This is a genomic window from Stenotrophomonas sp. TD3 (assembly GCF_001939825.1).
Taxonomy (GTDB): Bacteria; Pseudomonadota; Gammaproteobacteria; order Xanthomonadales; family Xanthomonadaceae; genus Stenotrophomonas.
In genome coordinates this window covers 377,091-403,494 of record NZ_MOYM01000001.1, presented here as the reverse complement: position 1 = coordinate 403,494, position 26,404 = coordinate 377,091, and the positions used below count along the sequence as shown (strand labels likewise).

Below are 26,404 nucleotides of genomic sequence, written 5' to 3'. Positions count from 1 at the left end.
TAGAGGTTTGCTTCGGGGGTGTCCGTGGCTGGGCTGTCTGCATGCCGTCAACGGTGGCACTCTTGTGGTCTTTCCGTGGCCGGAGTGGACGCCATGAGCTTGCCCAGCCGGTTGCAGCTGCCGCCCGGCACCTGGGCCACCCTGCTGGATGGCCTGTGTGCACGTTTCCCGCGCATCGCGCGCGCGCAATGGCAGGATCGCTTCGCGCGCGGTCGTGTGCTGGACGCACAGGGCAGGGCGCTCGCGCCGGGCATGCCCTGGCAGGTCGGGTTGGACATCCAGTACTTCCGCGAGGTGGCCGACGAGCCGGTGATCCCCTTCACCGAAACCCTCGTCCATCTGGATGCGCACCTGCTGGTGGCCGACAAGCCGCATTTCCTGCCGGTGACACCCGCGGGTGGGCATGTGCGCGAGACGCTGCTGGCACGGTTGGTCGCCCGCACCGGCAATGCCGATCTGGTGCCGCTGCACCGGCTGGATCGGCTGACGGCCGGGTTGGTGCTGTTCTCGACCCAGCGTGCGTCGCGCGATGCCTACCAGCGCCTGTTCCGTGAGCGGCGCATCGAAAAGACCTATGAAGCCCTCGCACCGGCGCTGCCCGGGCGGGAGTTCCCCTTGCAGCGGGACAGCCGTCTGGTGCCGGGCGAGCCGTTCTTCCGCATGGCCGAAGTGCATGGCGAGCCCAATGCGCGCAGCCGGATCGAGCTGATCGAGGCCGAAGGACCGATCTGGCGCTACCGGCTGCTGCCGGAGACCGGCCGCAAGCATCAGTTGCGCGTGCACATGGCCATGCTGGGGGCGCCGATCGTCGGTGACGACCTGTACCCGCAGCTTCGGCAACGTCCGCCGAACGTCGCCGAGGCGCCGCTGCAGCTGCTGGCGCGGGCCCTGGCCTTCGATGACCCGTTGAATGGCGAACGACGGGTGTTCAGCAGCAGCCGCAGCCTGAGCCTGCCGGCGGGGGGCGGCTAGGCGTTCAGCGGGCCGGGCGTCGCGCCAGCCAGCGGTCCAGCTCGGCGGCGAACAGCTGCCGGTCGCGGGGTCCCAGCGGCGGCGGTCCGCCGGTCTGGACCCCGGCGCCGCGCAGTTCCTCCATGAAATTGCGCATCGACAGCCGCTCGGCCATGTTGTTCGGTGTGTACAACTGGCCGCGCGGGTTCAGTGCGACAGCCTCCTTCTCCAGCACCAGCGCGGCCAGCGGGATGTCCTGGGTGACCACCAGGTCGCCCGCGGCGACCCGCTCGACGATGGCGCTGTCGGCCACGTCCAGCCCCTGCGGCACCTGGATCGAGCGCAGCCAGCGCGAGGGCGGGGTACGGATCCACTGGTTGGCGACCAGCGTCAGTTCGATCCCGACCCGTTCAGCTGCACGGAACAGGATGTCGCGAATGACGGTGGGACAGGCGTCGGCATCCACCCAGATACGGGGGGAGGCGTGTTCAGCGGGGGTTTCAGCTTCAGTCATTTACCCAGTGTAGGGTAGGAAAAACCTGAATGGGGACTCGGAGTTAGCCGCGAAAGGCTGCCAACCCTTGTCACGCCTAGCGGGTGACGTATTCCCATGAACGTCGGGACTATCGCTTTTTGCAGAAAACACGCGTATCGTGCGACCCACTGTGTTTGCTAGGGTCACCGTGAATCGTGGCCTGGTGCAGTTGATCTCACGATCCGCTCATCGATCCGCTTTACCAACGCCTGCAACTCAGTCTCGGCCCCGATACCCGGTGGCTGCGATTTTTTTCAACATGTGTTTCAGGAGTTAGTAAAATGTCTGAACGTCAGACCGGCACCGTCAAGTGGTTCAACGACGCCAAGGGCTTCGGCTTCATCACCCCGGAAAGCGGCCCGGACCTGTTCGTGCACTTCCGCGCGATCCAGGGCACCGGCTTCAAGACCCTGCAGGAAGGCCAGAAGGTTACCTTCATCGCCGTCCAGGGTCAGAAGGGTATGCAGGCTGACCAGGTGCAGGCGGTCTAATCCGTCTGCTACCGTTGGGTAGCCAGAACGCCGGAAGCGAAAGCTTCCGGCGTTTTTTATTGCCCGCCGTTTTTTGTAGAGTCGAGCCACGCTCGACTGTTCTCAAAGCCAGTCGAGCATGGCTCGACTCTACAAAGGGCATGCACTGCGCGCGGTACGATGTGGGCCTCCCCAAGGATCACCCCCCATGCGCATCGTCCACCACCTGGAAAACTCCCGTTCGCTGCGCGTGCTGTGGATGCTGGAGGAGCTGGGGTTGGATTACGAACTGCGCCGATATCCGCGCGATCCGAAGACGCTGCTGGCGCCGCCGGAACTGCGCAACGTGCATCCGCTCGGCAAGTCGCCGGTACTGCAGGATGGTGAGCTGGTACTGGCCGAGTCCGGCGCGATCCTCGACTACCTCGCTGACCGTTACGACACGCAACGCCAGCTGTCGCCGTCACCGATGCCGGCCGACGGGGCCGAACGCATCGCTTACCGTTACTGGCTGCACTACGCCGAAGGCTCGGCCATGCCGCCGTTGCTGCTGACCCTGGTGATGGGCCGCATCCGCAACGCGCCGATGCCGTTCTTTGCCCGCCCGATCGCGCGGAGCATCGCCGACAAGGCCGAGCGCGGCTTCATCGGTCCACAGCGGCGGCTGCACCTGGAGTGGATGGAGCGCCGTCTGGCCGAAAGCCCGTGGTTCGCCGGCGAGCGTTTCAGTGCGGCCGACATCCAGATGAGCTTCCCGATCCAGGCCGCTGCCGCGCGTGGCGGTGGCCTCGACGACAAGCCGGCGCTGCGCGGCTTCCTCAAGCGTATCGGTGAGCGCCCGGCCTACCAGCGTGCCGAGGCCCACGGCGGTCACCTGCAGGCACTGAGCGGCAATTGAGGCGGGCGGCCGGCGCCCCCATCTTCAGCACCATGGATACCGACAGCCCCCGTTTCGACAACCGCCTGCTGCATACCCTGCCGGGCGACCCCGAATCCGGCCCGCGCCGGCGCGACGTGCTGGGCGCAGCCTGGTCACCGGTGATGCCGACCCCGGTAACGGCGCCCACGCTGCTGGCCTGGGCACCGGAGGTGGCCACGCTGCTGGGTTTCGGTGCCGCTGACGTCGAGAGCGAAGGTTTCGCGCAGGTATTCGGTGGCAATGCGCTGTACGCCGGCATGCAGCCGTGGGCAGCCAACTACGGTGGCCATCAGTTTGGTCACTGGGCCGGCCAGCTCGGCGACGGGCGTGCGATTTCGCTGGGCGAGTTGGTTGCGCCGGATGGCCGCCACTGGGAGCTGCAGCTGAAGGGGGCCGGGCCCACGCCATATTCGCGGGGCGCCGATGGGCGGGCGGTGCTGCGCTCGTCGATCCGCGAGTTCCTGTGCAGCGAAGCGATGCACCACCTGGGCGTGCCAACAACCCGCGCGTTGTCGCTGGTCGGTACCGGCGAGGACGTCGTGCGCGACATGTTCTATGACGGCCACCCGCGTGCCGAGCCCGGTGCCATCGTGTGCCGGGTCTCGCCGTCGTTCCTGCGTTTCGGTTCGTTCGAGCTGCCGGCCTCGCGTGGCGAGACCGCTCTGCTGCAACAGCTGGTGGACACCTGCATCGCCCGTGACTTCCCCGGGTTGGAGGGGCAGGGCGAGGCGCTGTACGGCGACTGGTTTGCGCAGGTCGCGGTGCGCACCGCCGAGATGATCGCGCACTGGATGCGCGTCGGCTTCGTGCATGGCGTGATGAACACCGACAACCTGTCCGTGCTCGGCCTGACACTGGATTACGGCCCCTATGGCTGGGTCGAGGACTTCGATCCGGACTGGACACCGAACACCACCGACGCACAGGGCCGTCGCTACCGCTTCGGCACCCAGCCGCAGGTGGCGTACTGGAACCTGGGCCGATTGGCGCAGGCGTTGTCGCCATTGTTTGCCGATGTCGCACCGCTGCAGGCGGGCCTGGCGGCGTACCAGTCCACCTTCGTGGCCTGCACGCGCCGCGATGCCGCAGCCAAGCTGGGCCTGGCCGCGGCCGACGATGACGACCTGCAGCTCTACCAGCGCTGGCAGCAGCTGATGCAGGAGGGCGCCATGGACATGACCCTGGCCTGGCGCGCACTGATGCGCATCGACCCGGCGGCAGCGGACGCAACCGTACTGGACGCGGTGTACTACGACGAGGTGCGGCGACAGGCAGTGCAGGCACCGTTGCAGCACTGGCTGCAGGATTACGCGGCGCGCCTGCGCCGCGATCCGCTGTCGGTCAGCGAACGCCTGGCGAAGATGGCAGCGGCCAATCCGCTGTACGTGCTGCGCAACTGGCTGGCCCAGGAGGCGATCGACCGCGCCGAGCAGGGTGACCTTGGCGGTGTGCATGCGCTGCAGGACGTGCTGCGCGACCCGTACACCGAACGCCCGGGGCTTGAGCACTTCGCCGGCAAACGCCCGGCCTGGGCCGACAACCGCGCCGGCTGCTCGATGCTGTCCTGCAGTTCCTGAGGGAGGGTTTCGGCAGGGCTGCGCCCTGCACCCGCAGAGGCCAGGTCAACGGCCAGAGCAAAAAGCTGGATTCCCTGGCTTGGCGGGGCGGTGTCGGAGTGCGGGGACGCCGCAAGTACGTCCCTGTAGGCTTGGCAGCCGCATCCATGCGGCTGACACCCCGCACTCCGACACCGCCCCACCTCCGACAGATTCCCGCTGCTGTGGGTGGGTGTCGACCTTGGTCGACATGGTAGATCCACGCCATGCGTGGATGCTTTTCGTTCAATTCTCGAAATATTCGATTTCGATTGAGATTCATCCACGCATGGCGTGGATTCGCGACAGATCGCAGAAATCTGTCGAAGGCGGGGTGGGTCCGGTTGCGGGGGCGTGAGCCGCATGGATGCGGCGACCGAGCCTACATGGATGTATTTACGGCGTCCCCCGCAACCGGACCCACCCCGCCATCCCTCAGGAAACCTGCTCTTGCCGTTGCCTTGGCTTGAAGCCTCTGCAGGCGCCGGGCGCAGCCCGGCCGAACACCCCCATCAGGCAGGCGGCGCCCGGAACAGGTACCCTATGCCGCCATCAGATAGCCAATGTGACATGACCGACGCCATCGTCGCTCCGCAGTGGGCCTCCCGCCTGCGCGACATCGCCGACTTCCCCAAGCCCGGCATCCTGTTCAAGGACATCATGCCGCTGCTCGCCCACGGCGAGGACTTCCGCGGCGCGATCACCGCGATGGCCGACCGTTGGCGCGACCAGAAGCTGGACGCAGTGGTCGGCATCGAATCGCGTGGGTTCATCCTCGGTGCCGCGATGGCGCTGGAGCTGGGCGTGGGCTTCGTGCCGGTGCGCAAGCCGGGCAAGCTGCCGGGCCAGGTGCTGCGCGAGGAATACACGCTGGAATACCGCAGCGACTGCATCGAAGTGCACGCCGATGCGCTGCCGGCCGGTGCCCGCGTTGCGATCATCGATGACGTGCTGGCCACCGGCGGCACGCTGGTCGCTGCGCTGTCGCTGGTGCGCCGCCTGGGTGTTGAGGTGGTCGGTGCCGGCGTGCTGGTCGAGCTCGATGGCCTCGGCGGCCGCGCCCGCTGGGAAGCGGAGCTGCCGCTGCATACCGAACTGGTGTTCTGATCAGGCGGTTATCTGCGAACCGGTAGTTGCCAACCTTGGTTGGCATCGCCCTTTCGCGACTGACGCCATGGACGGGCCAACCAAGGTTGGCCGCTACCAGGTCAGGTCGTTGCCAACCGTGGTTGGCAACGCTGCTTCAATCACATCATCCGCACGCGAAAACGACGGCCCTTGATCTTGCCGGCTTCCAGCTTGGCCACGGCCTTGTTGGCCTGCTCACGCGCGATCGCCACATAGGAGCGGGTCGGGAAGATCGCGATCTTGCCGATGAACTTGCTCGACAGCCCAGCGTCGCCGGTCAGTGCGCCGAGGATGTCGCCCGGGCGCAGCTTGTCGGTCTTGCCGCCGTCGATCCGCAGGGTGCGCATCGCCGCCTGCGGCAGCTCGGCCGGGCGCGAGGTCGCCAGCGGCGTCTTCTGCCAGTCCAGCGGCTGCCCCATCTGCGCTTCGATGGCTTCGGCGCGGGTCTTCTCGCGGCCGGCCACCAGGCTGATCGCCAGGCCGCTGGCACCGGCACGGCCGGTACGGCCCACGCGGTGCTGGTAGCTCTCCACGTCGGTCGGCAGTTCGTAGTTGATTACCGCTGCCAGCTCTTCCACGTCCAGGCCGCGTGCGGCCACGTCGCTGGCCACCAGCACGTTGCAGCTGCGGTTGGCCAGCAACAACAGCACTTCCTCGCGGTCGCGCTGTTCCATGTCGCCATGCAGGGCCAGTGCGGAGAAGCCGAACTGCTGCAGCGAGTTGGCCACTTCGTCCACGTCCTTGCGGGTGTTGCAGAAGACCACCGCCGATTCCGGCGTGTACTTCAGCAGCAGGCCGGCAAGCGCCTTCTGGCGATGCGCCGGCTCCACCTCGCAGAACATGTGGCGGATGGCCGGGGCCTGGTCGGCGCCTTCCACGGTCACTTCCACTGCGTCGCGCAGCAGGTCACGCGCCATGGCGCGGATGCTGTCGGGGAAGGTGGCGGAGAACAGCAGGCTCTGGCGATCCTTGTGGGTGCGGCCGGCGATCTCGCGGATCGGCTCTTCGAAGCCCATGTCGAGCATGCGGTCGGCCTCATCCAGCACCAGCGTGCGCACCGCGCCCAGGTTCAGCGCACGCTTGCGTGCCAGTTCCTGCACGCGGCCGGGCGTGCCGACCACCACATGCGGATCGTGGCCTTCCAGCGATGCCAGTTGCGGTCCCAGCGGTACGCCGCCAACCAGCAGCAGCAACTTCAGGTTGGGAATGCCGGTGGCCAGCTTGCGGATCTGCTTGCCGACCTGGTCGGCCAGTTCGCGGGTCGGGCACAGCACCAGCGCCTGCACGCGGATCAGGCTGGGGTCGATGGCCTGCAGCAGGCCCAGGCCGAAGGCGGCGGTCTTGCCGCTGCCGGTCGGCGCCTGTGCGATCACATCGCGGCCATCGAGGATGGCCGGCAGGCTCTGCGCCTGCACGGGGGTGAGGGTGGTGTAGCCGAGGGCATCCAGGCCGGGCTGCAGGGCCGGGCTCAGCGGCAGGGTCGAGAAGTCAGTCATGGCGCATTGTACCCGTCCGCGCGGCCGCCCCCGTCTAGTGGGGTGGGGTCGGATCCCTTTCCGCAGGAAAGGGATCCGACCCCACCAATTGGAGCCGCCATCCACGCATGGCGTGGATCTACTGGTGGGTGCCGACCCTGGTCGGCACGCTCCTGCTCAGCCCAGTACGGCCAACACACCCTGATGGATCGCCAGGCCACCGAACAGCAGCCAGGCGAACAGGATCAGCGCCAGCAGCAGCGGCTTCAGCCCGGCCTGGCGCAGCGCCGAGACGTGGGTGGTCAGGCCCAGCGCGGCCATCGCCATCGCCAGCAGCACGGTATCCAGCTGCACCAGCCCCGCCTGCAGGCCAGCCGGCAGCAGGTGCAGCGAGTTGAACCCGGCCACCGCCACGAAACCGAACGCGAACCACGGCACCACGATGCGCGCCTTGCTGCCGTCGGCGCTGGCCTTGCCGCCACGCGCCAGCCACAGCGACAGTGCGACCAGGAACGGTGCCAGCAGCATCACCCGCACCATCTTGGTGATCACCGCGGTATCGGCCGCCGCCTCGTTGACCGCGCGGCCGGCCGCCACCACCTGTGCCACTTCATGCACCGTCGCACCGGTGAACAGGCCGTACTGCTGCGCGTCCATCGCCAGCCAGCCGTGCGACTGCACCAGCGCATACAGGGCGGGGTACAGGAACATCGCCAGCGTGCCGAACACCACTACCGTAGAGACCGCGACGGTGACCTGCGCAGCACGGCCGCGCACCACCGGCTCGGCGGCCATCACCGCTGCCGCACCGCAGATCGCGCTGCCGGCACCGATCAGCATCGCCGCCTCGCGTTCCATCTTGAACACGCGCATGCCCAGCCAGCAGGCCAGCCCGAAGGTGCTGGCGACCACCAGCACGTCCATCAGCACGCCAGTGACGCCAACATGGCCGATGTCCTGGAAGGTCAGGCGCAGGCCGTACAGCACGATGCCGGCGCGCAGCAGCCAGTGCTTGGAGAAGCCGACGCCGGCCGCGCTGCTCGGCGCCAGCCGCGGGTAGAGGGTGTTGCCGACCACGATGCCGGCGACGATGGCCACGGTCAGCGCGCTCAGGCCGTGCGCCTGAAGCCAGGGAAGCTCGGCCAGATACAGCGACGCCGCCGCGATCAGGCCCACAAGCAGCAGGCCGGGCAGGCGCGGCTGCCAGCGTTGGCGCAGGGCGGGCAGGGACCAGGGGGAGAGAGCGGGGGCGTTCATGGCAGGGCAGGGCTGGAGTGATGTGGCAAGCGTGCGCTTCTGTCGCTGACCTGTAAAACGAATAATATGGGTGAAACCTACCTATCAAGCGGGTAAATGCCATGCGCCTGACCTTGCGCCAGCTGCAGGTCTTCGTCGCCATCGCCGATCATGGCAGCACTACTGCCGCCGGCCAGGCCATCGCCCTCTCGCAGTCGGCCAGCAGCGCCGCCCTGCAGGAGCTGGAGGCGCACTTCGGCACCCCGCTGTTCGACCGCATAGGCCGTCGCCTGGCCCTGAACGGGCACGGCCGCGCGCTGCTGGAGCCGGCGCGCACGTTGCTGGTCAACGCCGCCGACCTGGAGCGGCAGCTGGCCGCTGGCGGCGACCCGTCGCAGGGTGCACCGCTGCGGCTGGTGCTGGCCGCCAGTACCACCATCGGCAACTACCTGTTGCCGCCGCGCATCGCCGAACTGCTGCGGCAGGCGCCGCAGGCCGAAGTCGACCTGCGCATCGACAACAGTGCCGGCGTGGTTGCCGCCGTGCAGCGCCTGGACGTCGACGCCGGCCTGATCGAAGGCCCGTGCCACGAGCGCGGGCTGCAGGTGACCGCCTGGCAGCAGGATCCGCTGGTGATCGTCGGCGCCGCCGACGCCCCCGCGCGCTGGTCGCTGGACGAACTGCGCCGCGCGCGCTGGCTGCTGCGCGAGCCCGGCTCAGGCACCCGCGAAGCCGTGGAGCAGGCGCTGCTGCCGCACCTGCGCGGCTTTGCCCAGACCCTGCAGCTGGGCAATACCGAAGCGATCAAGCAGGCCGCCATCGCCGGTCTCGGCCTGGCCTGCCTTTCGCGTCATGCGCTGGAAGAGCCGCTGGCTCTCGGCCGCCTGCGCGTGCTGGAGACCCCGCTGCCGCACCTGCAGCGCACCCTGTGGCTGGTACGCCACCCCGGCAAGCAATGGCTGCCGGGGTTGCAGGCGTTGTTGGGGGAGGTGCAGTAGCAGGGATCGGTCTTACACTGCGCGAATTCCACGAAGGGGTCAGAGCCCGTTGCGCAGCAACGGGATCCGACCCCGACAGATCGACAGGTCTTGCAGCGCTCATCCACGCATGGCGTGGATCTACCGTGCCGACCAAGGTCGCCATCCACCAGAGCAGAATGCCGTTCCGACAGATCGCAGAAATCTGTCGAAGGCGGGATGGGTCCGGTTGCGGGAGCGTGAGCCGCATGGATGCGGCGACCGAGCTTACATGGACGTACTTGCAGCGGCCCCCGCAACCGGACCCACCCCGCCATCCCACAGGAAACCAGCTTTTGACGTTGCCGTTGAGGTTGCCGGCCAGCGGCCGGCACTACCGCGGGTGCCGGGTGCAACCCGGCCGACGCCCCCAACCCGTACAATATCCGGATGCCTCTGATTACCCTACAGAACGTCGACTTCAGCGTCGGCGGCCCGTTGTTGCTGGAAAAGGCCGAACTGTCGATCGAGCCGGGCGAACGCATCGCCCTGATCGGCCGCAACGGCGCCGGCAAATCCACCCTGCTCAAGCTGCTGTCCGGCGACCACAAGCCCGATGACGGCGAAGTCCGCGTGCAGCAGGGCGTGCGCGTCACCCGCCTGGAGCAGGAAGTGCCGCACGGCGCGGCCGGCTCGGTGTTCGACGTCGTCGCCGATGGCCTTGGCGAGCTGGGCCAGTGGCTGGCCGAATTCCATCACCTCAGCCATGCCGAGGTATTCGATGGCGAAGCCCTCGGCAACGTGCAGGCCAAGATCGACGCCGCCAACGGCTGGGGCCTGGACCAGCGCGTCAGCGAAACCCTGACCAAGCTCGACCTGGACGGCGAGGCCGAATTCGGCCGCTTGTCCGGCGGCATGAAGCGCCGCGTGCTGCTGGCCCGTGCGCTGGTCTCCAGCCCCGATGTGCTGCTGCTGGACGAACCGACCAACCACCTGGATATCGAGGCCATCGACTGGCTCGAAGCGTTCCTGAAGGGCTGGAGCGGCAGCGTGGTGTTCGTCACCCATGACCGCCGCTTCCTGCGTGCACTGGCCACCCGCATCGTCGAGATCGACCGCGGCCAGGTCACCAGCTGGCCGGGCGACTGGGCCAACTACGAGCGCCGCCGCGAGGAACGCCTCAACGCGCAGGCGCAGGAAAATGCCCGCTTCGACAAGCTGCTGGCGCAGGAAGAAGTCTGGATCCGCCAGGGCATCAAGGCCCGCCGTACCCGCGACGAGGGCCGCGTGCGTCGCCTGAAGGCGATGCGCACCGAACGTTCGCAGCGCCGCGACCTCAGCGGCAACGTCAAGATGGAAGCCGCGCAGGGCGTCAGCTCCGGCAAGAAGGTCATCGACGTCAAGGACATTTCGTTCGCCTTCGGCGAGCGCACCATGGTCCGCGATTTCACCACCACCATCCTGCGTGGCGACCGCATCGGCCTGATCGGCCCCAACGGCAGCGGCAAGACCACGCTGCTGAAGCTGTTGCTGGGTGAACTGCGGCCAGCCAAGGGTGAGGTCAATGCGGGTACCAACCTGCAGATCGCCTATTTCGACCAGTACCGCGCGGTGCTGCGTGAAGACTGGAGCGCGATCGAGAACGTGGCCGAAGGCCGTGATTTCCTCGAGTTCAACGGCAAGCGCAAGCACGTGCATGCCTACCTGCAGGACTTCATGTTCACCCCCGAGCGCGCGCGTGCGCCGATCACCCGCCTGTCCGGTGGCGAGCGCAACCGCCTGCTGCTGGCCAAGCTGTTCGCGCAGCCGTCCAACCTGCTGGTGATGGACGAACCGACCAACGACCTCGACGTGGAAACCCTGGAGCTGCTGGAAGAGCTGCTGGGCGAGTACACCGGCACGCTGCTGCTGGTCAGCCACGACCGTGACTTCATCGACAACGTGGTGACCTCCACGCTGGTGATGGAAGGCGACGGCGTGATCGGTGAGTACGTCGGTGGCTACAGCGACTGGCAGCGCTATGCGGCCAGTGTGGCGACGCCTGCTGCGGCTCCGGTAGCCAAGCCGGCCGCCGCCGCACCGGCTGCTGCTGCGGCACCTGCTGCGCCCAAGCGCAAGCTGGCCTACAAGGAAGCGCGGGAGCTGGAGCAGCTGCCGAAGACCATCGAGAAGCTGGAAGGCGACGTCGAAGGGCTGACCTCGGCAATGAACGACCCGTCGTTCTACACCCGCAGCAGCGCCGAAGTGACGGCGCACACGCAGCAGCTGGCCAAGGTGCAGGCCGAGCTGGATGCCGCTTACGCGCGCTGGGAAGAGCTGGAAGGCTGAGCGTTGACCGGCGCCAGTGGTTGCGCCGATTGATCGGGTGGAGAATCAGTAGAACCACGCCGTGCGTGGATATCCGGATCTGTGCGGACCAACGGTCCGCACCTACCGAAGCCGGTTACGCCTCCGTACGGACCAACGGTCCGCCCCCACCAACCAACGGTCCGCCCCCACCGGGCCGGCGGTCATTTGACCCCGTGCAGATCCCGCAGCTGGCTCGGCCGACTGCCGAAATACGCCGCCAGATCGGCAATGTCCTGATCACTCAGGTCCTTTGCCTGCGGCGTCATCAGCGCATGCTGGCGGTCACCGGCGCGGTAGGCCTGCAGCGCATGCGCCAGGTAGTCACCGTACTGGCCACCCAGTTTCGGATAGGTCGGATCGATCGGCGCATTGCCGTCGGCCCCATGGCAGTCGATGCAGCTCTGGTTGGTGGCCTTGCCCTTCACCTTGGCGCGGGCTTCACCGGCGGCCTCGCGGCCTGCCGGCAGGCCGGCGGAGGACGAAGAACCGTGTTCGCCGCTGGCATGGCCCGGGTCGGCGGCGGACTTCTCGCTGTTTTCCACCTGCGACTGTGAACAGGCCGCCAGCAGCAGGGCAACGGACAGGGCGATGGCGTGACGCATCGGATGCGCGGCTTTCGACATGGGCGGGCCTTACTTGACGGTGGACAGGTAAACAGAGAGATCGGCGATCTCCTGTTCGCTGAAACTCATCGACTGCGCCTGCATCGTCGGATGCCGGCGCTTGCCCTGGCGGTACTCGGTCAGGGCCTGGGCCAGGTACTGCTGGGTCTGGCCGCCGATCTTCGGCACCCGGTAACTGGGGTAGGCGTTCTTGTAGCCGGTGATGCCGTGGCAGCCCTGGCAGGTGTAGGCCAGCACGCGGCCATTGTCGAAGTTGCCGGTGGGTGCGACGGGCGCCGGCGCAGCGGCGGGAGCCGGGGCCGGGGCGGGTGTGGCAGGAGCAGGAGCGGGCTGTGCGGCGGCCCCAAGGGGCAGGAGGACGGCCAGAGCGAGACAAGCGGCGAGCGGCTGCGGGCGCATGGTGTCGTTTCCGGGGATTCGGGTCTGGTCGTTCCGGCGTGGGGTACGGAACGACCCGAGTATAGCCTCAGGTTTCATCTAGCTGAAATGGGGGTGGGCCGACCAGCGGCGTGAAGACACCATGACCTTTGGGATATGGTGTTGCCGTGAAGTGGTGCATTACTTTGCTACCACACCTGTCCACGCATCCTCCAGGGACCTGACGATGTCGCACCCAACCTTCCTGTCCGGCCGTCGCAGCGGAATCTGCGCTGCCGCACTGCTGATCTCCACCTCCCTGCTGCTGGGCGGTTGCGCCGCAGGGCCCAATTCCGAAGCGAAGGCTGCCGAGACCAAGGAGGAGAAGAAGGTCGACGCCGTCCCGGTCGAAGTGGCGGTAGCCAGCCATCGTGCCGTCGCGGCCAGCTACACCGGTACCGCCGCGCTGGAGCCACGCGCCGAGTCGCAGGTGGTCGCCAAGACTTCCGGCGTAGCCCTGGCGGTGCTGGTCGAGGAAGGGCAGCGGGTCACCGCCGGCCAACCGCTGGTGCGGCTGGACCCGGATCGCGCACGCCTGGCCGTTGCGCAGAGCGAAGCGCAGATGCGCAAGCTGGAAAACAACTACCAGCGCGCACAGAAGCTGGTTGGCCAGCAGATGGTCAGCGCCGCCGATGTCGACCAGCTGCGCTACGACTTGGAAAACGTCCGCGCGCAGTACCGCCTGGCCACGCTGGAGCTGTCCTACACCACGGTGGTGGCGCCGATCTCCGGCGTGATCGCTTCGCGCTCGATCAAGACCGGCAACTTCGTGCAGATCAACACGCCGATCTTCCGCATCGTCGACAACTCGCGGCTGGAAGCCACCCTCAACGTGCCCGAGCGCGAGCTGGCCACCCTGCGCGCCGGCCAGCCGGTGACGCTGGCGGCCGATGCACTGCCGGGTCAGAGCTTCACCGGCACCGTTGATCGCATCGCGCCGGTGGTGGATTCGGGCAGCGGCACGTTTCGCGTGGTCAGCGCCTTCGACGGCGCCGCACACGCGCTGCAGCCCGGCATGTTCGGTCGCATCCGCATCGACTACGACCAGCGTGCCGATGCGCTGGTCGTACCGCGCCTGGCGTTGCTCGACGACGGTGAGCCGGCGGTGTTCCGCGTGCGCGAAGGCAAGGTCGCACGCGTTCCGGTCAAGCTGGGTTACGCCGAGGGCCCGTGGGTGGAGATCCGTGATGGCCTGGCGGCCGGTGATCAGGTGGTCACCGCCGGCAAGGTCGCCCTGCGCGACGGCACCACGGTGCAGGTGATTGCCGACCCGAAGGCGAAGACGGTCGCTGCGGCCGCCAAGCCGGCAGACAAGGCCGGGAGCAAGCAATGACCGCCCCGGGCCACGACCACGGTGCCTCGCCGGCGAGCGACGGCGCCGCCGCCGGCATGCGCGGCGGCCTGGTGGAATTCGCCACCCGCCGCCGCGTGACCATCGCCATGTGCACGGTCACACTGCTGCTGTTCGGCCTGATCGCGCTGGGCAACCTCAAGGTCAACCTGCTGCCCGACCTGAGCTATCCGACGCTGACCGTGCGCACCGAATACACCGGTGCAGCGCCGACTGAAATCGAAACCCTGATCACCCAGCCGGTCGAAGAAGCGGTTGGCGTGGTCAAGAACCTGCGCAAGCTGAAGTCGGTTTCGCGCACCGGCCAGAGCGACGTGGTGCTGGAATTCGCCTGGGGCACCAACATGGACCAGGCCAGCCTGGAGGTGCGCGACAAGATGGAAGCGCTGAACCTGCCGCTGGAGGCCAAGGCCCCGGTGCTGCTGCGCTTCAATCCGTCCACCGAGCCGATCATGCGCCTGGTGCTGTCGAACAAGGCGGCGCCGACCAGCGATGCCGATGCGGTGCGCGAGCTGACCGGCCTGCGCCGCTATGCCGATGAAGACCTGAAGAAGAAGCTGGAGCCGGTCACCGGCGTGGCAGCTGTCAAGGTGGGCGGTGGCCTGGAGGACGAGATCCAGGTCGACATCGACCAGCAGAAGCTGGCCCAGCTGAACCTGCCAATCGACACCGTCATCAAGCGCCTGAAGGACGAGAACATCAATATCTCCGGCGGCCGCCTGGAGGAGGGCTCGCAGCGCTTCCTGGTGCGTACCGTCAACCAGTTCGCCGACCTGGAGGAAATCCGCAACCTGCTGGTCACCACCCAGGCCGCCAATGGCAGCGCGGCGGACTCGGCGCTGCAGCAGATGTTCAACATCGCCGCGTCGACCGGTTCGGCGGCCGCCATCGCGGCGGCGTCGGCGGCACAGAGCGCATCGTCCGGTGGTGGCTCCAGCGTGGTTGCCAACGGCGTGCCGGTGCGCCTGAAGGACGTGGCCACGGTGCGCCAGGGCTACAAGGAGCGTGAAGCGATCATCCGCCTGGGCGGCAAGGAATCGGTCGAGCTGGCCATCTACAAGGAAGGCGACGCCAACACCGTGTCCACCGCCGAAGCGCTGCGCAAGCGCCTGGAGCAGATCAAGGGCACGTTCCCGTCGGACGTCGAGCTGACCACCATCGAGGACCAGTCGCGCTTCATCGAGCACGCCATCGCCGACGTCAAGAAGGATGCCGTGATCGGCGGCCTGCTGGCGATCCTGATCATCTTCCTGTTCCTGCGCGATGGTTGGAGCACGTTCGTGATCAGCCTGTCGCTGCCGGTCTCGATCATCGCCACGTTCTTCTTCATGGGCCAGCTCGGCCTGAGCTTGAACGTGATGTCGCTGGGGGGGCTGGCATTGGCCACCGGCCTGGTGGTGGATGACTCGATCGTGGTGCTGGAGAGCATCGCCAAGGCCCGCGAGCGTGGCCTGGGCATCCTGCAGGCGGCGATTGCCGGCACTCGTGAAGTGAGCATGGCGGTGGTCGCCTCGACGCTGACCACCATCGCGGTATTCCTGCCGCTGGTGTTCGTCGACGGCATCGCCGGGCAGTTGTTCCGCGACCAGGCGCTGACCGTGGCGATCGCCATTGCGATCTCGCTGCTGGTGTCGATGACCCTGATCCCGATGCTGAGCTCGCTGAAGGGACGGCCGCCGCTGGCGTTCCCGGAAGAGGCGCCGAACGCAGCGTGGCAGCCGCAGAAGCGCTGGCAGAAGCCGGTGGCGCTGGGCCGCCGTGGCGTAGTCGCCAGCGTGCGCTGGAGCTTCTATGCGCTGGCCTGGCTGGTGGTGCGCCTGTGGCGCGGCGTGGTCGCGGTGGTCGGCTCGGTGATGCGCAAGGCCAGCGACCTGGCGATGAAGCCCTATGCCGGCGCCGAGCGAGGCTACCTGCGCCTGCTGCCGAGTGCGCTCGCGCATCCCGGCAAGGTGCTGGGCGTGGCCGCCATCATTTTCGTGGCGACGATGGCGCTGGTGCCGATGCTTGGCGCGGACCTGATCCCGCAGCTGGCGCAGGACCGTTTCGAAATGACGGTCAAGCTGCCGGCCGGCACGCCGCTCAAGCAGACCGATGCGCTGGTACGCGAGCTGCAGTTGGCGCACGGCAAGGGCGAAGGCGTGGCCTCGCTGTATGGCGTAAGCGGCAGCGGCACCCGGCTGGATGCCAGCCCGACCGAAAGCGGTGAGAACATCGGCAAGCTGACCGTGGTGATGGAAGGCGGCGGCAATGCGCACACGGAAGCGGCGATCACCGAGCGCCTGCGCGGTACCATGAGCCAGCACCCGGGTGCCCAGGTCGACTTCGCGCGGCCGGCATTGTTCAGTTTCTCCACGCCGCTGGAAATCGAGCTGCGCGGGCAGGACATGGCCACCCTGGAAGTGGCCGGCCAGCGCCTGGCAGCGATGCTGCGCGGCAATGCCCACTACGCCGACGTGAAGTCGACGGTGGAAGGGGGCTTCCCGGAAATCCAGATCCGCTTCGACCAGGAGCGTGCCGGTGCGCTGGGCCTGACCACCCGCCAGATCGCCGACGTGGTGGTGAAGAAGGTGCGCGGCGACGTCGCCACCCGCTACAGCTTCCGCGACCGCAAGATCGACGTGCTGGTGCGTGCGCAGGAAGGCGACCGCGCCAGCGTGGAGAGCATCCGCCGGCTGATCGTCAACCCGGGCAGCACCCGCCCGGTCACGTTGGACGCGGTAGCCGACGTGGTCGCCACCACTGGCCCCAGCGAGATCCACCGCGCCGACCAGACCCGGGTGGCGGTGGTGTCGGCCAACCTGCGCGACATCGACCTCGGCGCGGCCATGCGCGAAGTGCAGCAGATGGTGGCCGAGCAGCCGCTGGGCGCGGGCGTCGGCCTGCACATCGGCGGCCAGGGCGAGGAGCTGGCGCAGGCGGCGAAGTCGCTGATCTTCGCCTTCGGCCTGGCGATCTTCCTGGTCTACCTGGTGATGGCGTCGCAGTTCGAATCGCTGCTGCACCCGTTCGTGATCCTGTTCACCATCCCGCTGGCGCTGGTCGGCGCGATCCTGGCGCTGATGCTGACCGGCAAGCCCATCTCGGTGGTGGTGTTCATCGGCCTGATCCTGCTGGTCGGCCTGGTGACAAAGAACGCGATCATTCTGATCGACAAGGTCAACCAGCTGCGCGAAGCCGGCGTGGCCAAGCACGAGGCACTGGTGGAAGGTGCGCGCTCGCGCCTGCGCCCGATCATCATGACCACCCTGTGCACGCTGTTCGGCTTCCTGCCGCTGGCGGTGGCGATGGGCGAGGGCGCCGAAGTGCGTGCGCCGATGGCGATCACCGTGATCGGTGGCCTGCTGGTGTCGACGCTGCTGACGCTGCTGGTGATCCCGGTGGTGTACGACCTGATGGACCGTCGTGGCGATGCGTATTACCGCGAACGTGGCCGCAAGCATGCCGGCGAGGGCCTGCACGGCGACGAGGGCGGCACGGCAGGTGTGGAGGAACCGGCATGAGTGTTGCCGAGTTCTCCATCCGCCGCCCGGTCACCACCATCATGTGCTTCGTGTCGCTGGTGGTGATCGGCCTGATCGCTTCGTTCCGGCTGCCGCTGGAGGCGCTGCCGGACATCTCCGCGCCGTTCCTGTTCGTGCAGATTCCGTACACCGGCTCAACCCCGGAAGAAGTGGAACGGACCATCATCCGCCCGGTCGAGGAATCGCTGGCGACGATGACCGGCATCAAGCGCATGCGCTCGTCGGCCACCTCCGAGGCGGCGCTGATCTACATCGAGTTCAGCGACTGGGACCGCGACATTGCGATTGCCGCGTCCGACGCGCGCGAGCGTATCGATGCGATCCGCAGCGACCTGCCCGACGACCTGCAGCGCTACAACGTGTTCAAGTGGTCCAGCAGTGACCAGCCCGTGCTGAAGGTGCGCCTGGCCAGCACCACCGATCTGACCACCGCCTATGACATGCTCGACCGTGAGTTCAAGCGGCGCATCGAGCGTATTCCCGGCGTGGCCCGTGTCGATATCACCGGCGCGCCGCCGAACGAGGTGGAGATCGCGATCGATCCGAACCGGCTCAACGCGCATGGGTTGAGCATCAACGAGCTGAGCGAGCGCCTGCGCACGCTGAACTTCTCGATCTCGGCCGGGCAGATCGACGACAACGGCCAGCGCGTCCGCGTGCAGCCAGTGGGCGAGATCACCGACCTGCAGGAGATGCGCGACCTGGTGATCAACGCCAAGGGCCTGCGCCTGGGCGATATCGCCGATGTCCGCCTGAAGCCGGCGCGGATGAACTACGGGCGCCGCCTGGACGGCAACCCGGCGGTGGGCCTGGATATCTTCAAGGAGCGCAGTGCCAACCTGGTGGACGTCTCGCGTGCGGCGCTGGCCGAAGTCGAGGCGATCCGCGCGCAGCCGTCGATGCGCGACGTGCAGATCAAGGTGATCGACAACCAGGGCAAGGCGGTGACGTCCTCGCTGCTGGAGCTGGCCGAGGCCGGTGCGGTTGGCCTGATCCTGTCGATCACGGTGCTGTTCTTCTTCCTGCGCCATTGGCCGTCGACGCTGATGGTGACCCTGGCCATTCCGATCTGCTTCACCATCACCCTCGGCTTCATGTACTTCGTCGGGGTGACACTGAACATCCTGACCATGATGGGCCTGCTGCTCGCCGTGGGCATGCTGGTCGACAATGCGGTGGTGGTGGTGGAGAGCATCTACCAGGAGCGCGAGCGCATGCCGGGGCAACCACGGCTGGCCTCGATCATCGGCACCCGCAACGTGGCCATCGCGCTCAGCGCCGGTACGCTGTGCCACTGCATCGTGTTCGTGCCGAACCTGTTCGGCGAGACCAACAACATCAGCATCTTCATGGCGCAGATCGCGATCACCATCTCGGTCTCGCTGCTGGCCTCGTGGCTGGTGGCGGTCAGCCTGATCCCGATGCTGTCCGCACGCATGGCCACGCCCAAGCTGGTGCACTCGCAGACTGGCCTGATCGCGCGCCTGCAGCGGCGCTACGCACAGCTGCTGGACTGGTCGCTGCATCACCGCGGTTGGAGCCTGCTCGGCATCCTGCTGGTGGTGCTGGTCAGCCTGGTGCCGATGAAGCTGACCAAGGTCGACATGTTCGGTGGCGAGGGTGGCAAGGACATCTTCATCGGCTACATGTGGAAGGGTGCCTACACCTACCGCCAGATGTCCGAGGAAGTAGCGCGGGTGGAGAACTGGATCGACCAGAACCGCGAACGCCTGCACGTGAAGCAGGTGTACTCCTGGTACAGCGAGCAGGAAGGCAGCTCCACGGTCGTCACCCTGGACGAAAAGTACGCCAAGGACATCAAGTCGCTGCAGGAGGAACTGCGCAAGGGCCTGCCGAAGTCGGCCCGCACCGATTACTTCGTCGGCAACCAGGGCGGCGATGGTGGTGGCGGCAGCAACCAGGGCGTGCAGGTGCAGCTGGTGGGCGATTCCAGCTCGATGCTGCAGGAGATCGGCCAGGAAGTGGTGCCGTTGCTGGCGCAGCGTGCCGAACTGCGCGATGTGCGCATCGACAACGGCGAGAAGGGCGGCGAGCTGAAGGTGCGCGTAGACCGTGAGCGTGCCGCAGCGTTCGGCTTCAACGCCGAGCAGGTGGCCAGCTTCGTCGGGTTGGCGCTGCGCGGCGCACCGATGCGTGAGTTCCGCCGCGGTGACAATGAAGTGCCGGTGTGGGTGCGCTTCGCTGGCGCCGAGCAGAGCAGCCCGGAAGACCTGGCCGGTTTCAGCGTGCGCACCGGCGATGGCCGCAGCGTGCCGCTGCTGAGCCTGGTCACCGTGGACGTCGGTTCGTCGGCCACCCAGATCGGACGCACCAACCGCCAGACCACCTTGACCATCAAGGCCAACCTGGCCGAGAAGATCACCGCACCGGACGGGCGCAAGGCGATTGAAGCCGTGCTCAAGCCGATGAATTTCCCGGCCGGCTATGGTTTCACCTTCGACGGCGGTGACTACGGCAACGATGACGAAGCCATGCAGCAGATGGTGTTCAACCTGCTGATCGCGCTGGTGATGATCTACGTGGTGATGGCGGCGGTGTTCGAGTCGCTGCTGTTCCCGGCGGCGATCATGAGCGGCGTGCTGTTCTCGATCTTCGGCGTGTTCTGGCTGTTCTGGATCACCGGCACGTCGTTCGGGATCATGTCCTTCATCGGCATCCTCGTGCTGATGGGCGTGGTGGTGAACAACGGCATCGTGATGATCGAGCACATCAACAACCTGCGGCGCAGCGGCATGGGCCGCACCCAGGCACTGGTGGAAGGCTCACGCGAACGCCTGCGGCCGATCATGATGACCATGGGCACAGCGATCCTGGCAATGATCCCGATCTCGCTGACCGATACGCAGATGTTCGGCAATGGCCCGGAGTATTCGCCGATGGCGCGTGCGATCGCCGGCGGCCTGGCGTTCTCGACGGTGGTCAGCCTGCTGTTCCTGCCGACGATCTACGCGGTGCTTGACGACCTGCGCACTGCCGTGACGCGGCTGATCCGCCGTGCGCGCGGCCTGGAAATGGTAGAGCCGGGCGCTGCCCGGCTGTAATGCGCGACAACGTGTTGTGGTGTGGGGGAGGCCGGTCGTAGTGGGGCGGCCTCCCCCATTTTTTTATCGCCGCGTCTGTTTTCCTCTGTAGAGCCGAGCCATGCTCGGCTGCTGTTCGCCGCGTCGCCGCGTCGCCGCGTCGCGGCATCGCCCGAGCATGGGCTCGGGCGCTACAGATTCTGTGGCCGGTTGAAAGGCTTACCCGGCGACCTTGCCCCAGACCTTGAAGGTGGTCAGCCACAGGCCCAGCATGCTGCCCAGGTTGGTCAGCATGAAGGTCAGCACCACGCGGGTGACACGGTTGCGATACCAGCCTTTCAGGCTCTGCGCATCATCGCGCAGCTTCAGGAAGTCCTCGTACGCTGGCTTGCGCAGCCGCGCTTCCACCAGCGCCGAGAACGCGCCGGTCGGGATGCTCAGGCGGAACGGCTTGAACGGGGCTACCGCGATCGCGGTGAGGATGCTCAGCGGGTGGCCGCCGGCCAGCAGGCAGCCCAGGCCCGCCAGGCCGCCGGTGTACATCGCCCAGGTCGCCAGCAGCTCGGTGCCCACGCCCAGGCCGCCGCGGTAGAAGCCCACGCCGATGCCGGTCGCCACGATCGCCAGGATGCCGAGCGTGAACCACGGAATGTTGCGCTTCTTCGGCACCGCCTCCAGCTCGGCACGCAGCGGCGCCGGTGCCTCGGTGTCGGTTTCCAGGTAGCGGGCCAGCCCGGCCAGGTGACCGGCACCGACCACCGCCAGCACCTCACGCTGCTGCGGATCGTGTTCTTCGCGCAGGCGCGTGGCCATGTAGCGGTCACGCTCGCCGATGATGGTCTCGTACAGTGCCGGGCTCTCGCTGGCGAACTCGCCGAAGCTCGATTCCAGCATGTCGCCCTGCTTGAGCTTCTCGATCTCGTTCTCGCCCACTTCCTCGGACGAGAACAGGCCGGCGCCAAGCCCGGCGACCAGCTTCAACTTGCCGAAGAAGCCCAGCCGCTGCGAGGCACGGCGGAAGGTCAGGCCGACCTCGCGGTCGATCAGGTGCACGGGCAGGTTGCGCTCGCGCGCCAGTTCTACCGCACGCTTCAGTTCGGCACCCGGCTCGATGTCGAGCTGCTCGGCCAGGCGGCGCTGGTAGGCGGACAGGGCCAGGTTGGCGGCGAACAGGGCGACGCGTCCCTTGCGGATCACCTCGACCAGGTCGAGCTTGGCCAGCGTGTCCGGGTCGCTCAGCGCCTGCAGTCGCTGCGGGTCCAGCTCGACGGCCACCGCATCGAAGCGGCCGCTGTCGATGGCCTTTTCAACGGCCTCGACGCTGGCGCGTGAGACGTGGGCGGTGCCCAGCAGGGTGTAACGCACGCCGTCGCGTTCGACGACGCGCACCGGCTGGCCGGCGAACAGGTCGTCGCCGGTTTCGGGAAGGGTTTCAGTCATGGGTTCATTCATTGGAAGGTGCGGTATCGGCGCCATCGCCGAGCGCGCGCTGCATCTGCACGGTATCCAGCCAGCGGCCGTGCTTGCGGCCAAGGCCACGGAACACGCCCACCAGCTCGAAGCCGAAGCGTTCGTGCAGCTTGATCGACGCGGTGTTGGTCGGTTCGCCGATCACCGCCACCATCTGCCGGTAGCCACGTGCTACGCAGGCATCGATCAAGGCCTGCAGCAGGCCAGTGCCGACGCCCTGGCCTTGGAAGCGGGCATCGACGTAGACCGAGTTCTCAACGGTCCATTGGTAGGCGACGCGGGTGCGGTAGGTATTGGCGTAGGCATAGCCGGCGACCTGCCCGTCGATCTCGGCGACCAGGTAGGGGAAGCCGCGATCGACGATGTCGCGCATGCGGCGCAGCATCTCGGTCGCGTCCGGGATGTCGTACTCGTAGGTGTTGACGAAGTCGGTCACTTCCACCGCGTAGATCGCGGTGATCGCATTGATGTCGGCAGGGCCGGCATCACGGATGAGGACGGCCATGCGCGGGCTCCGGCTCAGTCGATGTAGCGCTTGAGCAGGTCGCCGTATGCATCGATGCGGCGATCACGCAGGAACGGCCAGATGCGGCGCACATGCTCGCTGCGCTGCAGGTCGACGTCGCACAGCAGCACGGTGGCGTCAGTGCCGGCCTCGGCCAGGAATTCGCCCTGTGGGCCCAGCACATGGCTGTTGCCCCAGAACTGGATGCCCGACGCGCCCAGCGGCGAGGCCTCGTGGCCGACGCGGTTGCAGCTCAGCACCGGCAGGCCGTTGGCCACGGCGTGGCCACGGTGGCTCAGCACCCAGGCGTCGCGCTGGCGGGTCTTCTCGTCCTGCACATCGTCCGGGTCCCAGCCGATCGCGGTCGGGTACAGCAGCAGTTCGGCGCCGGCCAGCGCCATCAGGCGTGCCGCTTCCGGGTACCACTGGTCCCAGCACACCAACACGCCAAGGCGGCCCACCGAGGTATCGATCGGCTTGAAGCCGATGTCGCCCGGGGTGAAGTAGAACTTCTCGTAGAAGCCCGGATCATCCGGGATGTGCATCTTGCGGTACTTGCCGAGCAGGGTACCGTCCTTCTCGAACACCACGGCGGTGTTGTGGTACAGGCCGGCAGCGCGGCGCTCGAACAGCGAGCCGACCAGCACCACGCCATGCTTCTTCGCCAGCGCGCCCAGGCGCTCGGTGCTCGGGCCCGGAATCGGCTCGGCCAGGTCGAACTCATCGACCGACTCGTGCTGGCAGAAATACGGGCCGTTGTGCAGTTCCTGCAGCAGCACCAGCTTGGCACCCTGGGCAGCCGCCTCGGCCACGCGTGCTTCGATCACCGCCAGGTTGGCGGCGGCATCACCGTGGTTGCGCTCCTGGATCAGGGCGACGGTAAGGGGGCTGCGCGAGTTCATGCGGGGCGTTCCTGCGGGGGAAAACCTGCATGTTAGCGCGGATGGGATGCTGCGGCGTGTCAGCCGCTGAATGGGCCCGCTCCTTGTAGAGTCGAGCCATGCTCGACTGCTCTCCGGTCAGGCCGCGTGGAAAGCCAGTCGAGCATGGCTCATAAAGCCAGTCGAGCATGGCTCGACTCTACAGGGGGAGCGCCGGGCGGGGCCCGGCGGCATCCATCAGGCCTTCAACAGCCCGGCCGGCAGCTGCATGGTGATGCAGTGCAGGCTGCCGTTCTGCCAGATCAGCGAGCGGCAGGGCACCTGCACGATCTCGCGACCCGGGTGCGCCTGGGCCAGCACGTCGCGGGCCAGGTCATCGGCCGGATCGCCATAGGCCGGCATCAGCACCGCGCCGTTGACGATCAGGTAGTTGGCGTACGAGGCAGCCAGACGACGGCCTTCGTCGATCACCGGCTGTGCCCACGGCAGGGGGAACAGGCGGTACGGCTGGCCGTCCTTGGTGCGCAGCGCGGCCAGCTCATTGCCCATCGCCTGCAGTTCGGCGTAGTGCGAGTCGCTCTCGTCGTCGCAGGCCTGGTAGACGATGCTGTCAGCCGAGGCGAAGCGGGCGAGGGTATCGATATGGGCGTCGGTGTCGTCGCCTTCCAGGTAGCCATGGTCCAGCCACAGCACGCGGTCCTGCTGCAGCCAGTCGGCCAGGTCGGCGCTCAGGCTGGCACGGTCGCGGTCCGGGTGGCGCTCGTGCAGGCACTTCCAGGTGGTCAGCAGGGTGCCTTCGCCATCGGTTTCGATACCGCCGCCTTCCAGCGCGAACGGAATGCTGCGCACCGGCGCGTCGTTGAACACGCCGGCCTGGTCGAACACGCCCACCAGCTGGTCATCCAACGTGGCGTCGAACTTGCCGCCCCAGCCGGTGAAGCGGAAATCCAGCAGCTGGAAACCGCCGTCGGCACGGCGCAGGGTGATCGGGCCGGAGTCGCGCAGCCAGGTATCGTCGTAGGCCGCCGTGGTGAAGTGGACCTTGTCCATGTCGATGCGGTTGGAGCGCAGCCGCATCTCGGCATAGGTCTCCACGTCGTCGTCGGCCACGCAGATCAGCACCGGCTGGAAGCGGGTGATGGCCGCGACCAGGGCGATGTAGGTCTCTTCCACCTGGCCCAGGCGGTCGGCCCAGTCGGTGTCGGCGGTGGGCCAGGCAATCAGGACGCCGCTCTGGGCTTCCCACTCGGCAGGAAAACGAAGGGTCTGGTTCATGGTCTCGCTACACAGGCCCGCCCACGGCGGGTAATGGGATCAACGGATCGGCGGTTTCGGGCCGATTTCGTTCGGGTCCGCCTGGTTGGCCACCACGTTGATCACCTTCTGCTTCTCGAAGTAGACGGTGAACTGCGGGTACACCCAGCGGTTGATGGTCGGCCACTGCCGCTTCTGCCCGCCACGCGGCTGCAGCTGCTCGTTGGGCGCGCCGAACTGCGCCTGCACCTGCTGCATGCTCTGGCCGCGCACGGGCACGGCACCGGCCGGCTTCTCGCGGGCACGGTCGACGAGCAGGGTATCGGCCAGTGCCGGTGTGGCGGCGGCCAGGGTGGCCATCACGGCCAGGGCGGACAGGTAACGCTTCATCTCGATCTACTCCCCAGTGGTCAAGAAAGGCGATTACAGCAAAAACGGCAAGAAAAAGCCGCATAAACAAAAAACCGCCCGAAGGCGGTTTCTTGCATCGGGTCGGCCCCGCGTAGGGCCAGCCGCAGCCGGAAGGCTGTGAGGCTTAGCGCTGACGCGCCTTGAAACGCGGGTTCGACTTGCAGATGACGAAGATCTTGCCACGACGACGCACGACCTTGCAGTCACGGTGACGGGCCTTCGCCGACTTCAGGGAGGACAGGACTTTCATGGCATACCTCGGCGTAAACAGTAGTTGTTCGGGTGGAGCGTGGCCGCGATATGCGAAAGACAATCGGCAGTTGACGCTCGTTCAAGCCCGCCATTCTACCGGGCTTTTCCTCATGGTTTCAAGTGGTTGCACAAAAGATCCCGCCGGGGGCGTCTGGCAGGGGCTAGAATGGCCTCTTCACACGCTCTGGGACCCCCATGAATCCACTCGCTCCCGTCCTGACCATCGACGGCCCATCCGGGGCCGGCAAGGGTACCATCAGCCGCATCATCGCGCGCAGGATGGGCTGGCATTACCTGGATTCGGGCGCGCTGTACCGGGCGGTGGGCGTGGCCGCAAGCTGGGCCGACATCGATACCTCCGACGCCTCGGCGCTGGTCCGCTGCACCTTCGACACCCACGTTCAGTTTGTCGAGCAGGGCGATGCCATGCGGGTCATGGTCAACGGCACCGATGCCACCGACGAGCTGCGACTGGAGACCACCGGTGCGCTGGCCTCGGCCATTGCCGCCATTCCGGAGGTCCGGGCTGCCCTGAAGGAGCGCCAGCGCGCATTCAGGGAGCTGCCGGGGCTGGTTGCCGATGGCCGCGACATGGGTACGGTGATCTTCCCGGACGCCTCCTACAAGGTCTTCCTGACCGCCAGTGCCGAGGAGCGCGCCGAGCGCCGGCATAAGCAGTTGAAAGACAAGGGGGTTTCTGTTAACTTTGATGAACTCCTGCGCGAGATCATGGCCCGCGACGCCCGTGATGCTCAGCGTACCGTGGCGCCCCTGAAGCCGGCAGACGATGCTGTCCTCATCGACACCACAGGCATCGGCATCGATGATGTCGTTGCCCGAGTGATGGATCTGCTTCCGGTTCCGGCTGCCTGATCCGTTCGCGCGGGAGCACTGCCAGCAGCATCGGTGGTGGTCGCGCATAGCAGTGCTGTACCAGCTCCGTCGCGCAATGATGCGTGGCGGTTTTCCTACTACACACGACCTGCGTTTCCGGGGTCGACCAACAGGCGGGCGGTCGCCATTCCCCTGAAGGGGACGCCACCGACCCATGTGTCCAACAGAGT

General features: G+C 67.1%; 21 protein-coding genes and 1 pseudogene. 11 read left to right on the top strand and 11 right to left on the bottom strand.

Annotated features, from left to right (window positions below; genetic code table 11):
- Positions 1 to 93 precede the first annotated feature (93 nt).
- On the top strand, positions 94 to 972 hold the full coding sequence (locus tag BKE09_RS01745; protein ID WP_075674705.1) for a pseudouridine synthase: 879 nt from the start codon (positions 94 to 96) through the stop codon (positions 970 to 972).
- A 4-nt stretch (positions 973 to 976) separates the two neighbouring features.
- Here the strand turns inward: BKE09_RS01745 and BKE09_RS01740 are convergent, their stop codons facing one another.
- On the bottom strand, positions 977 to 1,465 hold the full coding sequence (locus BKE09_RS01740) for a YaiI/YqxD family protein (RefSeq protein ID WP_075674704.1): 489 nt from the start codon (positions 1,463 to 1,465) through the stop codon (positions 977 to 979).
- Positions 1,466 to 1,767: 302 nt separating this feature from the next.
- On the opposite strand from BKE09_RS01740, the gene BKE09_RS01735 reads away from it, so the two are divergent.
- The 4 genes from BKE09_RS01735 (at position 1,768) to BKE09_RS01720 (ending at position 5,577) form a co-directional block, all read left to right on the top strand.
- Positions 1,768 to 1,977: a cold-shock protein gene (locus BKE09_RS01735; RefSeq protein ID WP_005416210.1), complete on the top strand. Its 210-nt coding sequence runs from the start codon at positions 1,768 to 1,770 to the stop codon at positions 1,975 to 1,977.
- A gap of 187 nt (positions 1,978 to 2,164) precedes the next feature.
- A complete protein-coding gene (locus BKE09_RS01730; RefSeq protein WP_049442804.1) occupies positions 2,165 to 2,854 on the top strand; it encodes a glutathione S-transferase in 690 nt (229 codons plus the stop codon).
- A gap of 32 nt (positions 2,855 to 2,886) precedes the next feature.
- Entirely contained in the window at positions 2,887 to 4,452 is a 1,566-nt protein-coding gene (locus BKE09_RS01725) for a YdiU family protein (RefSeq protein WP_075674703.1), read from the top strand.
- A 588-nt stretch (positions 4,453 to 5,040) separates the two neighbouring features.
- Positions 5,041 to 5,577, top strand: a complete 537-nt coding sequence (locus BKE09_RS01720; RefSeq protein ID WP_014036878.1) for an adenine phosphoribosyltransferase — start codon at positions 5,041 to 5,043, stop codon at positions 5,575 to 5,577.
- A gap of 140 nt (positions 5,578 to 5,717) precedes the next feature.
- Here the strand turns inward: BKE09_RS01720 and dbpA are convergent, their stop codons facing one another.
- Positions 5,718 to 7,094: an ATP-dependent RNA helicase DbpA gene (dbpA, locus tag BKE09_RS01715; RefSeq protein WP_075674702.1), complete on the bottom strand. Its 1,377-nt coding sequence runs from the start codon at positions 7,092 to 7,094 to the stop codon at positions 5,718 to 5,720.
- A 156-nt stretch (positions 7,095 to 7,250) separates the two neighbouring features.
- Positions 7,251 to 8,330, bottom strand: coding sequence for a YeiH family protein (locus BKE09_RS01710; RefSeq protein ID WP_075674701.1), 1,080 nt, complete (start codon positions 8,328 to 8,330; stop codon positions 7,251 to 7,253).
- A 101-nt stretch (positions 8,331 to 8,431) separates the two neighbouring features.
- On the opposite strand from BKE09_RS01710, the gene BKE09_RS01705 reads away from it, so the two are divergent.
- The gene (locus BKE09_RS01705; protein WP_075674700.1) at positions 8,432 to 9,307 is read left to right on the top strand and encodes a LysR substrate-binding domain-containing protein; all 876 of its coding nucleotides are present in this window, start codon (positions 8,432 to 8,434) and stop codon (positions 9,305 to 9,307) included.
- 408 nt (positions 9,308 to 9,715) lie between these two features.
- Entirely contained in the window at positions 9,716 to 11,593 is a 1,878-nt protein-coding gene (locus tag BKE09_RS01700) for an ATP-binding cassette domain-containing protein (RefSeq protein ID WP_075674699.1), read from the top strand.
- A 182-nt stretch (positions 11,594 to 11,775) separates the two neighbouring features.
- Here the strand turns inward: BKE09_RS01700 and BKE09_RS01695 are convergent, their stop codons facing one another.
- Both BKE09_RS01695 and BKE09_RS01690 read right to left on the bottom strand, forming a co-directional pair.
- Positions 11,776 to 12,237 carry a cytochrome c gene (locus BKE09_RS01695; RefSeq protein WP_005416218.1) on the bottom strand — a complete coding sequence of 154 codons (462 nt, stop codon included), beginning with the start codon at positions 12,235 to 12,237 and terminating at the stop codon, positions 11,776 to 11,778.
- A gap of 9 nt (positions 12,238 to 12,246) precedes the next feature.
- A complete protein-coding gene (locus BKE09_RS01690; protein ID WP_075674698.1) occupies positions 12,247 to 12,636 on the bottom strand; it encodes a c-type cytochrome in 390 nt (129 codons plus the stop codon).
- Positions 12,637 to 12,841: 205 nt separating this feature from the next.
- On the opposite strand from BKE09_RS01690, the gene BKE09_RS01685 reads away from it, so the two are divergent.
- The 3 genes and pseudogenes from BKE09_RS01685 to BKE09_RS01675 all read left to right on the top strand — a co-directional run bounded on the left by BKE09_RS01685 (position 12,842) and on the right by BKE09_RS01675 (position 20,588).
- Complete coding sequence (locus BKE09_RS01685) at positions 12,842 to 13,987, top strand: MexH family multidrug efflux RND transporter periplasmic adaptor subunit (protein WP_014036886.1); 1,146 nt, start codon at positions 12,842 to 12,844, stop codon at positions 13,985 to 13,987.
- 62 nt (positions 13,988 to 14,049) lie between these two features.
- A pseudogene (locus BKE09_RS01680) lies at positions 14,050 to 17,505 on the top strand (efflux RND transporter permease subunit); the annotation flags it as partial.
- Positions 17,502 to 20,588 (top strand): efflux RND transporter permease subunit, encoded by a 3,087-nt coding sequence (locus BKE09_RS01675; RefSeq protein WP_075674696.1) that lies wholly within the window; start codon positions 17,502 to 17,504, stop codon positions 20,586 to 20,588. The pseudogene BKE09_RS01680 and the gene BKE09_RS01675, both read left to right, overlap by 4 nt.
- A 198-nt stretch (positions 20,589 to 20,786) precedes the next feature.
- Here the strand turns inward: BKE09_RS01675 and BKE09_RS01670 are convergent, their stop codons facing one another.
- The 6 genes from BKE09_RS01670 to ykgO all read right to left on the bottom strand — a co-directional run bounded on the left by BKE09_RS01670 (position 20,787) and on the right by ykgO (position 25,338).
- Positions 20,787 to 22,019 (bottom strand): TraB/GumN family protein, encoded by a 1,233-nt coding sequence (locus BKE09_RS01670; RefSeq protein ID WP_049442794.1) that lies wholly within the window; start codon positions 22,017 to 22,019, stop codon positions 20,787 to 20,789.
- Positions 22,012 to 22,542 carry a GNAT family N-acetyltransferase gene (locus tag BKE09_RS01665; protein ID WP_075674695.1) on the bottom strand — a complete coding sequence of 177 codons (531 nt, stop codon included), beginning with the start codon at positions 22,540 to 22,542 and terminating at the stop codon, positions 22,012 to 22,014. Before BKE09_RS01665 ends, BKE09_RS01670 begins: the two co-directional genes overlap by 8 nt.
- 14 nt (positions 22,543 to 22,556) lie before the next feature.
- Positions 22,557 to 23,444 carry a carbon-nitrogen hydrolase gene (locus tag BKE09_RS01660; protein WP_005409280.1) on the bottom strand — a complete coding sequence of 296 codons (888 nt, stop codon included), beginning with the start codon at positions 23,442 to 23,444 and terminating at the stop codon, positions 22,557 to 22,559.
- 216 nt (positions 23,445 to 23,660) lie between these two features.
- Positions 23,661 to 24,698: an agmatine deiminase family protein gene (locus BKE09_RS01655; RefSeq protein ID WP_075674694.1), complete on the bottom strand. Its 1,038-nt coding sequence runs from the start codon at positions 24,696 to 24,698 to the stop codon at positions 23,661 to 23,663.
- Positions 24,699 to 24,737: 39 nt separating this feature from the next.
- On the bottom strand, positions 24,738 to 25,067 hold the full coding sequence (locus tag BKE09_RS01650; RefSeq protein ID WP_075674693.1) for a hypothetical protein: 330 nt from the start codon (positions 25,065 to 25,067) through the stop codon (positions 24,738 to 24,740).
- 145 nt (positions 25,068 to 25,212) lie between these two features.
- Positions 25,213 to 25,338: a type B 50S ribosomal protein L36 gene (ykgO, locus tag BKE09_RS01645; RefSeq protein WP_005409283.1), complete on the bottom strand. Its 126-nt coding sequence runs from the start codon at positions 25,336 to 25,338 to the stop codon at positions 25,213 to 25,215.
- 197 nt (positions 25,339 to 25,535) lie between these two features.
- Between ykgO and cmk the strand changes: the two genes are divergently transcribed.
- Positions 25,536 to 26,213, top strand: a complete 678-nt coding sequence (gene cmk / locus BKE09_RS01640; protein ID WP_075674692.1) for a (d)CMP kinase — start codon at positions 25,536 to 25,538, stop codon at positions 26,211 to 26,213.
- Positions 26,214 to 26,404: the final 191 nt, after the last annotated feature.

Bases quoted from the DNA above. Each gene is read 5' to 3' on its own strand.
- BKE09_RS01745 (WP_075674705.1), top strand. From the start codon at position 94: ATGAGCTTGCCCAGCCGGTTGCAGCTGCCGCCCGGCACCTGGGCCACC.
- BKE09_RS01740 (WP_075674704.1), bottom strand. From the start codon at position 1,465: ATGACTGAAGCTGAAACCCCCGCTGAACACGCCTCCCCCCGTATCTGG.
- BKE09_RS01735 (WP_005416210.1), top strand. From the start codon at position 1,768: ATGTCTGAACGTCAGACCGGCACCGTCAAGTGGTTCAACGACGCCAAG.
- BKE09_RS01730 (WP_049442804.1), top strand. From the start codon at position 2,165: ATGCGCATCGTCCACCACCTGGAAAACTCCCGTTCGCTGCGCGTGCTG.
- BKE09_RS01725 (WP_075674703.1), top strand. From the start codon at position 2,887: ATGGATACCGACAGCCCCCGTTTCGACAACCGCCTGCTGCATACCCTG.
- BKE09_RS01720 (WP_014036878.1), top strand. From the start codon at position 5,041: ATGACCGACGCCATCGTCGCTCCGCAGTGGGCCTCCCGCCTGCGCGAC.
- dbpA (WP_075674702.1), bottom strand. From the start codon at position 7,094: ATGACTGACTTCTCGACCCTGCCGCTGAGCCCGGCCCTGCAGCCCGGC.
- BKE09_RS01710 (WP_075674701.1), bottom strand. From the start codon at position 8,330: ATGAACGCCCCCGCTCTCTCCCCCTGGTCCCTGCCCGCCCTGCGCCAA.
- BKE09_RS01705 (WP_075674700.1), top strand. From the start codon at position 8,432: ATGCGCCTGACCTTGCGCCAGCTGCAGGTCTTCGTCGCCATCGCCGAT.
- BKE09_RS01700 (WP_075674699.1), top strand. From the start codon at position 9,716: ATGCCTCTGATTACCCTACAGAACGTCGACTTCAGCGTCGGCGGCCCG.
- BKE09_RS01695 (WP_005416218.1), bottom strand. From the start codon at position 12,237: ATGTCGAAAGCCGCGCATCCGATGCGTCACGCCATCGCCCTGTCCGTT.
- BKE09_RS01690 (WP_075674698.1), bottom strand. From the start codon at position 12,636: ATGCGCCCGCAGCCGCTCGCCGCTTGTCTCGCTCTGGCCGTCCTCCTG.
- BKE09_RS01685 (WP_014036886.1), top strand. From the start codon at position 12,842: ATGTCGCACCCAACCTTCCTGTCCGGCCGTCGCAGCGGAATCTGCGCT.
- BKE09_RS01675 (WP_075674696.1), top strand. From the start codon at position 17,502: ATGAGTGTTGCCGAGTTCTCCATCCGCCGCCCGGTCACCACCATCATG.
- BKE09_RS01670 (WP_049442794.1), bottom strand. From the start codon at position 22,019: ATGAATGAACCCATGACTGAAACCCTTCCCGAAACCGGCGACGACCTG.
- BKE09_RS01665 (WP_075674695.1), bottom strand. From the start codon at position 22,542: ATGGCCGTCCTCATCCGTGATGCCGGCCCTGCCGACATCAATGCGATC.
- BKE09_RS01660 (WP_005409280.1), bottom strand. From the start codon at position 23,444: ATGAACTCGCGCAGCCCCCTTACCGTCGCCCTGATCCAGGAGCGCAAC.
- BKE09_RS01655 (WP_075674694.1), bottom strand. From the start codon at position 24,698: ATGAACCAGACCCTTCGTTTTCCTGCCGAGTGGGAAGCCCAGAGCGGC.
- BKE09_RS01650 (WP_075674693.1), bottom strand. From the start codon at position 25,067: ATGAAGCGTTACCTGTCCGCCCTGGCCGTGATGGCCACCCTGGCCGCC.
- ykgO (WP_005409283.1), bottom strand. From the start codon at position 25,338: ATGAAAGTCCTGTCCTCCCTGAAGTCGGCGAAGGCCCGTCACCGTGAC.
- cmk (WP_075674692.1), top strand. From the start codon at position 25,536: ATGAATCCACTCGCTCCCGTCCTGACCATCGACGGCCCATCCGGGGCC.